This is a genomic window from Flavobacterium artemisiae (assembly GCF_042678225.1).
Classification (GTDB): Bacteria; Bacteroidota; Bacteroidia; order Flavobacteriales; family Flavobacteriaceae; genus Flavobacterium; species Flavobacterium artemisiae.
Genome location: NZ_JBHUDZ010000007.1, coordinates 683,044 through 694,787, shown reverse-complemented (window position 1 = coordinate 694,787; position 11,744 = coordinate 683,044). Strand labels below are relative to the sequence as shown.

The window sequence follows — 11,744 nt, the reverse complement described above, 5'->3', positions numbered from 1 at the left end:
TATTCTATCTTTTCAAAGTAAAATGACCTCTAAATTCTGTTCCGTTTAACCTTGTAACAGTAAACCAATAATCTGAAGATTGTTCTTGTTGTCCAAGATAAGTCCCGTCCCAAGAAGCGCCTAGACGTAATTCTTTAATAAATTTTCCATAGCGGTCGAAAATTCTAATTCCAGTATTTGGCGCTAAATAAAGAAAATCAATAGTCCATATATCATTATGGCCATCGTTATTTGGAGTAAAGAATTTTGGATAAGGAAGTTCATCTACAAAATTGATACAATCTCCTATTGTCGCTCCAAGTATATTTATTGTAACAGGAATCTTGTCGCTTTCGCAATTGCTTATTGTTTGAGAAGCGTAATAAGTGATTCCGTTTTCAAGAGGTGTTGATTCTGATAAAGCAGTATTTGAAGCTGAATTTGAAAACCATTTTATATTTTGTCCCGTGATATCAATATCTTTAATTAATGCATTTTTTTGAATGCAAAATACTTGCGGAGAATCGACATTTGGAATTGGAGTATCTTGAATTTTTACAGTAATAGCGAATCTTTCACTTTCGCAGTTGTTTAATGTTTGCGAAACATAATAAGTTGCGTTTTGCAATAAAGTTGTTTCTGAAATTGTATTTCCGTTTGCTGGGGCATCAAACCATTTCAAAGCAGTCCCTGTAATATTAAGATCTTCAATCATTGCAATTTCATCGATACAAAACTGTTGATTGTTATTTCCTGTTGGTAAAGGAGTATCATAAACATTTACAAGAATTGGTGTTCTATCACTCTCACATCCGATTGTTTGAGAAGCGTAATAGGTTTTGTTGTTTTCTAATACTGTAGTATTTGACAGAGAAGATGCCGAAAAAGCGGTGTCATACCATTTTATGTTTTGTCCTGTTATTTGAACATCATTTAATGTTTTGTTTTCTTTCTTACAAAAAGATTGTTCTGGATTTCCAGCTGGAATGGAAGGTGTATTTACAATTGAAACGGTAACTCCTAATCTAGGTCCTTCACAATTATTTATAGTTTGAGAAGCGTAATAGGTTTTTCCGTTTTGTAAAGTGGTAGTTTCTGCTAATAAAGTTCCGTTTGTTGTTGAATCGTACCATTTTATGTTAGTTTCTGTAATTTCAATATTTGAAATAGTCGAATTTTGATCTGTACAAAAAGATTGGTTTGCATTTCCTGTTGGAGCTAATGTGTTTTGAATATTAATTGAAACAGCTGCTCTGTCGCTTTCACATCCGTTTACAGTTTGAGATGCATAATAAGTTACTCCGTTTTGAAGTGGAGTTGTATTAGATAAAAGTGTTCCAGCAGTTTGTGCATTGTACCACTTTATACTTTGTCCAGTTATTTGAATATCACTTAAAGAGGCATTTTGCTGAACACAGAAAGTTTGAGGAGAATTAATTAAAAGATTTGCAGGTTTTGCATTTGTAATGAATTTTAAATCAGTTTCAAAGAAACATGAAGGGTTAGAAGAAAAATAGCTTTTAACTTTGATAACTTCTTCATTTTTTACATTATTTGTGTATGGATTTGGTAAAGGATTTGGTAATAAATTGCCTTTTGAATCTCTATATTCAACTACTAAATTTGTTTGATTATCAATAATTTTGTTGTTAATATTTGATGTGTCAAAAGAGTTTGAAATTCCTGTACCAGAAATTGATTCACAGGCATAAATAGGATTTAGAGTTATACTATTTGGAATATTTGTAATTATAATTTCTTTTTTTAAAGTTTGGGTTTCAGTTCCACATTTTATTATTGCAGAAACATTATATGCTCTTGAAGCAGTAAATTGATGTTGTGGATTATTTATTGCTGCGCTATTGTTGGTTGTTGAATTTGGATCATCAAAATCCCATAATATAGAATCAAATGTGCCTCTTACTAAGAAATTAACTGGCATATTAGAACATGTGTTTTCGGCTATTATTTCACCTGAATTAGATGAAGCGTCTAATTTATATTTATAGAGCATTACGTCAGAAGCATTATTTCCGCTGTTGTTGTTTATTGTTGTATTGTTAATTATTAAGGGTGAGCTTTGAAAACTGGATGTGAGATATAGATCAGTACCATTGAATAAAATAGGATTTGCCGCATCAGTTGACTTGCCACTTGAATAATAATTTGTTCCAGAAGATTTTAATATAAATTCAGAATCAAAACTATTTAAGTTTATTTTAAATAATACTAATTCCTCATTACTGTAATAAACGCCGCCACTTTGATAAAGACGTGAACTAATAGTACCATTAGGAAATGTCATTGTTCCTGTAAAACTCGAAAAAATATAAAGCTCATTGTCTTTTTCAGTCAAAAAGGCTGTATTACCTGCACTATGTCCGTTTATACCGGGAAGAGGCAAGGTGGAAGAGTTATTAATTTGCTTAATTCTTTCTAAATTTCCTGTAGTTGTATCGAATTCTGAGAGAATACTTTGGTTTGAGTTTAAACCTGCAATTGGCTCGTTGTAAATGGTACCAAGTATATCAGCTGATTTGTAAAAAGAACCCCATAAATATAATTTGCTATTGTTTGCATTGTAATGTAAAATAGTGGGTCTGAAAACGGATTCTTTTTTTATTAGGTTATTTGATATTTCTTTTGTCCAAACAACATTAAGATTGGAATCAATTTTATCAATATTTGAATGGGTATAAGAACTATTTTGATTTGAATATCTGGAAATATATAAGTTTCCGTTTTCATCCATGTCAGAACTAGTATATTCATTATTGCTGTCACCGAATTTTTTAGCATCTTTTAAATTTCCATTCAAATCAAAAGCAGCAATGAATAGTAAAGGATGATAAACATAATATCCAGTATAAGCAGTATTTATAAGTTTAATTTCATTGTTTATATTGATGTCAGTGTAAAATGTTCCTGCGATGTAAATAGTTTCATTATAAATATAAATATCTCTCATTCCATAATCAGCACCTTCACCTATTGGTCTATTCCAAAGTAAATTTCCATTTTTATCAAATTTAAATAAATTTAGACCAGGATACATAGGGAATCCGTTGAAATTAATAGGGAATGGCCCTACAACATTGTGAGCACTAGTCCATGTTATTAAAACATAAATATTTCCTTGATTATCATAGGTAAGTTTCGATGCATATATTCTAAAATCATCAATTTCCTTTTTCCAAAGTAAATTGCAATTAAAATCATACTTGTAGAAGGCAGCAGAATCACCAAAATTTCCTGAGTTTTTTACGAGATAGATACCATCATTTGTTTTTTTTAGATCAGTTGCAGCATCCCCATTCCAGCCTCCTATATTTTTAGCGCAATCAAAACACTGGCTCTGCATTAAAAATGAATAAAAAAGAAGTATAAAAAGTAATTTGTATTTCATAAGTTTATTTAAGACCGAAGCAAATGTAATTAAATATCTACAAAATAAAATCAAAAATACAGTCCGAAAACGACTAAAATCTTTTGCTTGAAAAGTCGTCAATATGCTGTATTTTTGCAAAAAAATATTCCTTTTGAAAACGAAGCTTTTTGTAATCACGCCACCATTTACACAACTGAATACACCGTATCCGGCAACGGCGTATATAAAAGGTTTTCTGAACACTAAAAATATCGAATCGGTTCAGGCAGATCTGGGTATTGATGTGATTTTAGAATTGTTTTCGAAAAAAGGACTTATTGATTTGTTTCAAGTGTCAAGTGTCAAGTTTGAAGTTTCAGATTCTGAAATCTCAGATAATTCTAAACGTATTTTTGCACTTCAAGATGAATACATCAAAACGATTGATTCTGTAATTCAGTTTTTGCAAGGAAAAAATCCGACTTTAGCTTTGCAGATTTGTCAGGAAGATTTTCTGCCAGAAGCTTCTCGTTTTGCACAATTAGAAGAACTCGATTGGGCTTTTGGTACAATGGGAACGCAGGACAAAGCCAAACATTTAGCGACTTTATATCTGGAAGATATTTCGGATTTTATTGTGGAATGTGTTGATGAAAACTTCGGTTTCAGCCGATATGCGGAACGTTTAGGACGAAGCGCCAATTCTTTTGACGAATTGTATGAAGCTTTACAAAAAGAACCAACTTATATTGATTCGATTTTGATTTCTATTTTGAAAGAAAAAATAGAAACCGTAAAACCGACTTTATTTCTAATTTCAGTTCCCTTTCCAGGGAATTTATACAGCGCTTTTCGTTCGGCACAATGGGTAAAACAAAATCATCCTGAAATAAAAATTTCGATGGGAGGTGGTTTTCCAAATACCGAATTACGTTCGCTTTCAGATAAACGTGTTTTTGAGTTTTTTGATTTTATCACCTTAGATGATGGAGAAGTGCCAATTGAAGAACTAATTTTTCATTTAGAAAATCCAGATTCAGATTCTTTTAAAAGAACTTTTTTATTAGAAAATGGAGAAGTAGTTTACAAAAACAATTCACTTAAACACGATTACAAACAAGCTTATGTAGGAACACCAGATTACTCCGATCTGCCTTTGGATAAATATATTTCGGTAATCGAAATCGTAAATCCGATGCACAGAATGTGGAGTGACGGTCGTTGGAACAAACTTACAATGGCGCACGGCTGTTATTGGGGAAAATGTACTTTTTGTGACATTTCTTTGGATTATATAAAAGTCTACGAACCCGTTGCAGCAAGTTTGCTTTGTGATCGAATTGAAGAATTAATCGAAAAGACAGGTCAAAACGGATTTCATTTTGTGGATGAAGCTGCGCCGCCAGCTTTAATGCGCGCTTTGGCACTCGAAATCTTAAAGCGAAAATTGGCAGTAACTTGGTGGACAAACATTCGATTCGAAAAAAGCTTTTCGAAAGATTTGTGTTTGTTATTAAAAGCTTCTGGTTGTATCGCCGTTTCTGGCGGACTTGAAGTTGCTTCAGATCGACTATTAAAATTAATTGACAAAGGCGTTACGGTAGAACAAGTGGCAAAAGTAACCCGAAATTTTACCGAAGCTGGAATTATGGTTCATGCGTATTTAATGTACGGATATCCAACCCAGACAATTCAAGAAACAGTTGATAGTCTCGAAATGGTTCGTCAGTTGTTCGAAGCGGGAGTTTTACAGTCCGGTTTCTGGCATCAGTTTGCGCTTACGGCTCACAGTCCTGTTGGTTTATATCCCGAACAATTTGGTGTGACTAAGAAAACAGAAGCGATAGGAACTTTTGCAAATAATGACATTGAATACATAGATTCGACAGGTATCAATCATGATAAATTTAGTTTTGGATTAAAGAAATCGCTCTTTAATTTCATGCACGGAATCTGTTTTGATTATGAGCTTCAAGATTGGTTTGATTTTAAAATTCCGAGAACCAAAATTGATCCCGATTTTATTTTTAATGCTTTAGAAGAACAAAACGATTTCAATACCAAACCAAATGCAAAAGTGGTTTGGCTTGGCGGAAAACCAACAGCATCATCTTTCACAAAATCAAAAAAAGGCAGAAGCTGGGAAATGATGTCGTTAACATTTCATGATAAAAAAGAAAGTTTTGACATTCAAACCAGTAAAGAAGAAGGCGAGTGGCTGATTTCGATTTTGAATAAAATATCCATTTCAAATCCTAAAAACGCTACTTTTCAAGAAATCAAAAATGATTTCGAAACTTCACTTGAAGATTTTGAATTGTTTTGGTATTCAAAACCAATAAATACTTTACGAGAGTTTGGATTATTAGTTTTATAATCAATATTCTACACATTCCCCATCATTCGGAATTGAAGTTTTATTTAAAAGACCATTATCAGAAAGTGCTGCTTTTAATTGGGCTCTTGTTGTCGGACAATGATTTAAAGCTTCTAAATGATTCGCAAAAACTTTTCCCGGCGCAAGAGTGGTAAATTTTATAATGTCGTCCATTCGCATTAATAAAGGCTGTCCAATATCTAATCTTGTTGTTCCGCAGGCAACCGTAGCGATATCTGGTTTTAGTTCGGTTAAAACTTTTTCTACATGTTCTGTAAAAATGGTATCAGAACTCACATAAACCGATTTTTGATTGGCTAATTCGATATGAAAACCCATTACATTTCCCATTAATTTGGAAATAAATCCGTAACCGTGAATGGCAGGAATTCCAGTTATTTTCCCGTCTAAAAATTTTTGCGGTTCCCAATATTCCAAAGTTTGAATAACATTAAGACCTCTTTTGGTCAATTCTTTTTCGTCTTTAGAGCTGCAGATTACAGGAATACCTTTTCTTCTTAGATATACTTCACCAGCCTTGTCAATATGATCAGGATGTAAATGCGTAATTAAACAATGCGTTACATTCGTCAGAATTTCTCGACTGTTCTTTGGCAATGCTACTAACGGGTTTCGTTTTGGCTTGTATCTAAAAATTGTAAATGGCGGAATCGTTTTTCGTTTGCCTAACATTGGGTCAACTAAAATGACATGCTTTTCTGTTTCAATCACCAAAGTGGCATTTCGCAAATGATGTAATTTCATATCGAGGAAAATTAGATATTAAAAATACAAAGTTTTTTCGAGAAATTATTTACAGTTTTTTTGATATTTTTAGTAGAATTGTGATTACCCAATCGAAAATCTAAATCCAATTCCATGAAGGTTTTCTATCGAAATCCCTTTTTCGTCGGCAAGAATTTTACGCAGACGCGAAATAAAAACGTCTAAACTTCTTCCCATAAAATAGTCGTCAGTTCCCCAAAGAGAAGTTAAGATTTGTTCTCTTTTTAAAACAGAATTTTTATGATCGAGAAATAATTTCAATAATTCGGCTTCTCGCTGTGTAAGGCCGACTTTTTCTTCATCATTATAAAGAATAAAATTTTTGGTGTCAAATTGGTATTTTCCAACCTCATAAATTGTTTTTGCAACTGGAATATTTTTCTGCGAACGTTTTAAGAAAATTTCAATTTTCAGCAATAATTCTTCAATACTGAAAGGTTTCACTAAATAATCGTCGGCGCCCAGACGCAGACCTTTTATACGATCTTCTTTTAAAGTTTTAGCCGAAAGAAAAATAATCGGAATATCAAGATCAATTTTTCGGATCGCTTCAGCCAATTCAAAACCATCCATTTTAGGCATCATGATGTCGAAAATGCAAATATCAAAATCCTTATTTTGAAAAGTTTCAAAAGCCGATTTTCCGTCAGAACAATGAATTACTTCATAGTTGTTTTGTTCCAAATTATCTTTGGTTAGAAACGCAAGAGTTTCATCATCTTCGGCATAAAGTATTTTGAAATTACTCATTTTTTATAAGGAATTGATAAGGTTATTGTAACCCCTTTTTCGACATTATTTTCGGCTTTGATTTTCCAGTTCTGAAGACTGCAGATTTCTTTTACATAATATAATCCGAGGCCAAAACCGTTAACCTCATTACTTTTTTCATTCTGTACGCGGTAAAACTTATCAAAGATATAAGAAATCTTTTTAGTGGCAATTCCAATTCCGTTATCTATAAACTCTAGTTTTAAACAGTTATTTTCTTCTGTGATTTTAATGCTGATTTCAGGTTTTTCATTGCAGTATTTTACCGCATTATCCAATAAATTATAAACCAAATTAGCAAAATGAAATACGTCTGTTTCTAATAAATATTCGCAAGACGAACTTTCAATTTTAATAGAAGCTTCTGGATATTTTAATTTGATGTTTTCTATTGCTTCATCAATTATCGGAACTATCAGGACACTTTCTTTTTTTAATTCTAAAGGCTTATAATCAGACTTCGCAATATTTAAGATTTTCTCAATATGACCATTAAGTTTATTTCCCTGATTGATAATAATATCAGTGTAGGTAAAAAGTTTTTTGTCTTCTTTAATAGGTTTTTGTTCAATTAAATATTTAGACGCAATAAGAATGGAAGCCAAAGGCGTTTTAAATTCATGTGTCATATTATTAATAAAATCACGCTGTAATTCTGAATATTTTTTTTGCTGTAAAAGCTTAAAAATAGAATACACATAAATTAGCAGAATAAAAATTAATGACATTGAAAGTACAAACCAAAATCGCATGGAACTGAATAAATAGGTAGTTTCATTTGGAAAACGAACTGCGAAATAATAAACCAGATTTTTATGTTTTGGAAAGTAAACGCTTTTTTTGCATTCGGCTTTTTTCTTAGAGAGCGAAATATAATCACCATAAATCATTTCGTCGCTTTGACAATTATACATGGCGTATTCGAAATCTGTCGTAATATTCATTTTTTTGAATTCCGTTTTTAGATAAAATTCTAAAATTTCGGGTTCAAATTCGTTGTCCACATTTACGATATAATAATCGTTTGCAATTTTCTGCACAGGATTTTGAACCGGCAGTTCGTGATTGGTTCCTTCGTATAATTTTTTGGCAACTTCTAATAAAGCGATGTGCGCTTTCTGACTCAGCTTTTTCTGTTCGATAGTAAAAGCTTCTTTTGTCCAAAGCAATTGCGCGACCAATATGCTGATAATAGCAACTAGTCCTAAAATAATGATGCTGTTGAGTTTATTAATTTTCAATGAAAATGTATTTTGAAAGTGTAATATTAATCAATTTTATGCTGAAAATAAGCGGTTAACAAGTCGTTAACAAACATTTGAAACCACTTAACAGCGACATCAATTTGTCTGAATTACCTTTGTAATATAAAATTTGAACTATAAACCATTTTAAATATACCATTATGAAAATGATTAAAATTTCGATGTTAGCATTGGCTTTAGGCCTTATGTCTTTTTCGGCAATTGCGCCGGTACAATCTTTAGTTTCTGAAACAGAAATTGGAGAAACTGCTTCTACAATTGTTTGGAAAGCAGAAACAATTGATGTTGGACAAATTCCGCAGGGAACTCCAAAAGCAATTGTTTACGAATTTAAAAATACTGGAAAAACTGCAGTAGTAATTACTCAGGTGCAAGGTTCATGCGGATGTACTGCAACAGACTACACAAAAGAACCAATTCAGCCAGGTAAATCTGCAAAAGTTACAGCAACTTACAATGCAGCAAACAAAGGTGCTTTTACAAAAACAGTTACTGTTACAACAAGTGCAGAAACAACACCAAAAATCCTTACTTTAAAAGGTACGGTTATCTAAAAATTTTAATAGGTTGGTTATATGGCGAAAACTCTGGACAAGAAATTGTCTGGAGTTTTTTATTTTACTAAAACGTCCTTAAAACCAGCAAAAAAGCCAGTTCAAAATATTTTTGCTGAATTTTGTTTTAATAGAATTTTTTTTACTTTTATCGAAAATTATAAGCTATGAAAATTTGGTATTCGCCTCTTATTGCAATTGTATTTTTTGCCGTTTTTTCGTGTAATTCGAAAGCAGACAAAAAAGACGAAAATTCGATTAAAACAGTTGAAGAAATCCCTGAATTAAAACTCACAATCGACAGTGTTCGTATTGCTTCATTTTATGAGAATTATCCAAAACTTGCCAAGTTTAAAAACGATGTAACTTCATTATATCAAAAAAATAAATCAACTCAATTATGGCAGGATAATAAAGGAGTTGTCGAATTTGGTAACACTTTATTCAATCAATACAAAAATTTAGACCAAGAAGGATTAAAAGCTAATTATCCTTATAAAGAACAATTGAGTTCGGTTTTTGAAAATAATACCGCTGTCAAATTATCCAAAGAAGACACCGATTTATTGATTTCAAATCTCTACTATTATTACGCTGAAAAAGTATATGCTGGTTTTGACGAAAAAACAAGTATTTCGTTAGAATGGCTTTTACCAAGAAAAAAGCTAAACTATCAAGTCTTGTCTGATTCTATTTTTAAAAAATCGACCATTCGCGATGATAAAAAGAAAAAGATGTTCAGCCAATATTACAAATTGCGCGACGCTCTTAAAGAATACAGAGAAATTGAGAAAAACGGCGGTTGGAAAACTATTGAGATAGGGGAAGATTATAAAAGCATAAAATTAGGGGATTCGTCAAGTGTTGTATCTCAGATTAAAGAAAGACTTTTTATAACCAAAGATTTAAAGGAAAATGATAAAAATGGTATTTGCGACACCACTTTTATAAAAGCCATTAAAAACTATGAAGTTCGTCACGGTTATATTCCAAAAAATATAATTTTAAAAGAACATATCGCCGATTTAAATATTCCAGTTTCTGAGCGTATCAAGACCATTATCGCTAATATGGAACGTTGCAGATGGATTGATCCTGAATTGGAAAAAGGACAGAAATATATAGAAGTTAATATTCCGGAGTTTAAATTGTATATAATTGAAGACGGTAAAATTGCTTTTACATCGGCGGTAGTTGTTGGTAAAACGATGAACAAAACCGTTATTTTCAGCGGTATGATGAATAATATCGTTTTTAGTCCCTATTGGAATGTGCCTCCGAGTATTATTAAAGCAGAGATAAAACCGGGAATGGCAAAAGACAAGAACTATTTGCAAAAGAAAAATCTTGAATGGAATAACGGCTCAGTTCGTCAATTACCTGGAAAAAATAATTCGTTAGGATTAGTAAAGTTTCTGTTTCCAAATTCTAGTAATATTTATCTTCATGATACACCTTCAAAAAGTTTGTTCGAAAGAGAAAGCAGGGCTTTTAGCCACGGTTGTGTACGTGTAGCAAAACCAAGAGAATTGGCAATTGAGTTATTAAAAACAGATCCGGCATGGAATCCTGCAAGAATTGATAAAGCAATGCATGCTGGAAAAGAAAGCTGGTACACTTTAAAGAAAAAAGTTCCGGTTTATATCGGTTATTTTACTGCTTGGGTAGATCGCGAAGGAAATTTAAATTTCTATAAAGATATTTATAACAGAGACGAAAGTTTGATCAAATTACTGACAGACGAATAGATTTAAAGTTTGCCACGAATTGCACGAATTACCACGAATTACAATTTTTAATTTGTGCTAATTTGTGCAATTTGTGGTTTAAAAAATAAAGCCACAGATTAAAAGATTAAAATGATTATAAAAATCTGCGTTAATCCTTTTAATCTGTGGCTAAAAAAGTAAATTCGCGAAAATTAGTGCAACTCGCGGCAAAAAAAATAAAGCCAAAGATTAAAAGATTAAAATGATTATAATAAAATCTGTGTCAATTTTTTTAATCTGTGGCTAAAAGACAAATTCGTGAATTCGTGGCCAACAAAAAAACTATTCCGACAAAACATCAATACACTTATAAAAGCGTTTGGTATAATGTTCGGTATCAAGTGCAGTAATAGTAACTTGTTGCGCTTTTCCAGAAGAAGCGTGAATAAATTTGGACTGCATTCCATTGGCTTCGCAGATAATTCCCAAATGCCCGACAACGGTTCTGTCTTTGTATCCATAAAAGACTAAAACATCACCTACTTTAAAATCTTCCGGTTTTAAAGCCTTTCCTAAATTTTTATAACCACTTGAACTTCGAGGAAGCGTTAATCCAAAGTTTTTAAAAACATAACTTACAAATCCAGAACAATCAAAGCCTTTCTGGGGATTGCTACTCGCATATACATAAGGTGTTCCTAAATACTTTTTAGCATATTCTATTATAGAATCACGGTTAATTTCTGATTGTGAAACAGAAATAGATTTGAATGAATCTTTTTCTTGTGGTGTAGCAAAAGACAAAAGCAAAACAGCTAAAAGTACTATGGAGATTGTTGATTTCATTATAATAAAAAGTTGAATGGCTAAAGATAGACCGTTGTTCGGCAATTTCAAAATAGACATCTTTTAATTTTGAAAGAATTAACTTTCTTT

General features: G+C 32.0%; 8 protein-coding genes. 3 read left to right on the top strand and 5 right to left on the bottom strand.

Annotated features, from left to right (window positions below; translation table 11 throughout):
* Positions 1-4: 4 nt before the first annotated feature.
* Complete coding sequence (locus ACFSC2_RS08225; RefSeq protein WP_379816920.1) at positions 5-3,385, bottom strand: T9SS type B sorting domain-containing protein; 3,381 nt, start codon at positions 3,383-3,385, stop codon at positions 5-7.
* A gap of 133 nt (positions 3,386-3,518) precedes the next feature.
* On the opposite strand from ACFSC2_RS08225, the gene ACFSC2_RS08220 reads away from it, so the two are divergent.
* Positions 3,519-5,723 carry a B12-binding domain-containing radical SAM protein gene (locus tag ACFSC2_RS08220; protein ID WP_379816919.1) on the top strand — a complete coding sequence of 735 codons (2,205 nt, stop codon included), beginning with the start codon at positions 3,519-3,521 and terminating at the stop codon, positions 5,721-5,723.
* On the opposite strand, the gene ACFSC2_RS08215 is transcribed toward ACFSC2_RS08220, so the two are convergent.
* The 3 genes from ACFSC2_RS08215 to ACFSC2_RS08205 form a co-directional block, all read right to left on the bottom strand.
* Positions 5,724-6,488, bottom strand: a complete 765-nt coding sequence (locus ACFSC2_RS08215) for an MBL fold metallo-hydrolase (RefSeq protein ID WP_379816918.1) — start codon at positions 6,486-6,488, stop codon at positions 5,724-5,726.
* Positions 6,489-6,572: 84 nt separating this feature from the next.
* On the bottom strand, positions 6,573-7,259 hold the full coding sequence (locus ACFSC2_RS08210; RefSeq protein ID WP_379816917.1) for a response regulator transcription factor: 687 nt from the start codon (positions 7,257-7,259) through the stop codon (positions 6,573-6,575).
* On the bottom strand, positions 7,256-8,521 hold the full coding sequence (locus tag ACFSC2_RS08205; RefSeq protein ID WP_379816915.1) for a sensor histidine kinase: 1,266 nt from the start codon (positions 8,519-8,521) through the stop codon (positions 7,256-7,258). Before ACFSC2_RS08205 ends, ACFSC2_RS08210 begins: the two co-directional genes overlap by 4 nt.
* A 164-nt stretch (positions 8,522-8,685) precedes the next feature.
* Between ACFSC2_RS08205 and ACFSC2_RS08200 the strand changes: the two genes are divergently transcribed.
* Both ACFSC2_RS08200 and ACFSC2_RS08195 read left to right on the top strand, forming a co-directional pair.
* The gene (locus ACFSC2_RS08200; protein ID WP_379816914.1) at positions 8,686-9,099 is read left to right on the top strand and encodes a DUF1573 domain-containing protein; all 414 of its coding nucleotides are present in this window, start codon (positions 8,686-8,688) and stop codon (positions 9,097-9,099) included.
* A 167-nt stretch (positions 9,100-9,266) separates the two neighbouring features.
* Positions 9,267-10,847, top strand: a complete 1,581-nt coding sequence (locus ACFSC2_RS08195; protein ID WP_379816913.1) for a L,D-transpeptidase family protein — start codon at positions 9,267-9,269, stop codon at positions 10,845-10,847.
* Between the two features lie 303 nt (positions 10,848-11,150).
* On the opposite strand, the gene ACFSC2_RS08190 is transcribed toward ACFSC2_RS08195, so the two are convergent.
* On the bottom strand, positions 11,151-11,654 hold the full coding sequence (locus tag ACFSC2_RS08190; protein WP_379816912.1) for a C40 family peptidase: 504 nt from the start codon (positions 11,652-11,654) through the stop codon (positions 11,151-11,153).
* Between the last annotated feature and the right edge of the window lie 90 nt (positions 11,655-11,744).

Bases quoted from the DNA above. Each gene is read 5' to 3' on its own strand.
- ACFSC2_RS08200 (WP_379816914.1), top strand. From the start codon at position 8,686: ATGAAAATGATTAAAATTTCGATGTTAGCATTGGCTTTAGGCCTTATG.
- ACFSC2_RS08225 (WP_379816920.1), bottom strand. From the start codon at position 3,385: ATGAAATACAAATTACTTTTTATACTTCTTTTTTATTCATTTTTAATG.
- ACFSC2_RS08190 (WP_379816912.1), bottom strand. From the start codon at position 11,654: ATGAAATCAACAATCTCCATAGTACTTTTAGCTGTTTTGCTTTTGTCT.
- ACFSC2_RS08210 (WP_379816917.1), bottom strand. From the start codon at position 7,259: ATGAGTAATTTCAAAATACTTTATGCCGAAGATGATGAAACTCTTGCG.
- ACFSC2_RS08195 (WP_379816913.1), top strand. From the start codon at position 9,267: ATGAAAATTTGGTATTCGCCTCTTATTGCAATTGTATTTTTTGCCGTT.
- ACFSC2_RS08215 (WP_379816918.1), bottom strand. From the start codon at position 6,488: ATGAAATTACATCATTTGCGAAATGCCACTTTGGTGATTGAAACAGAA.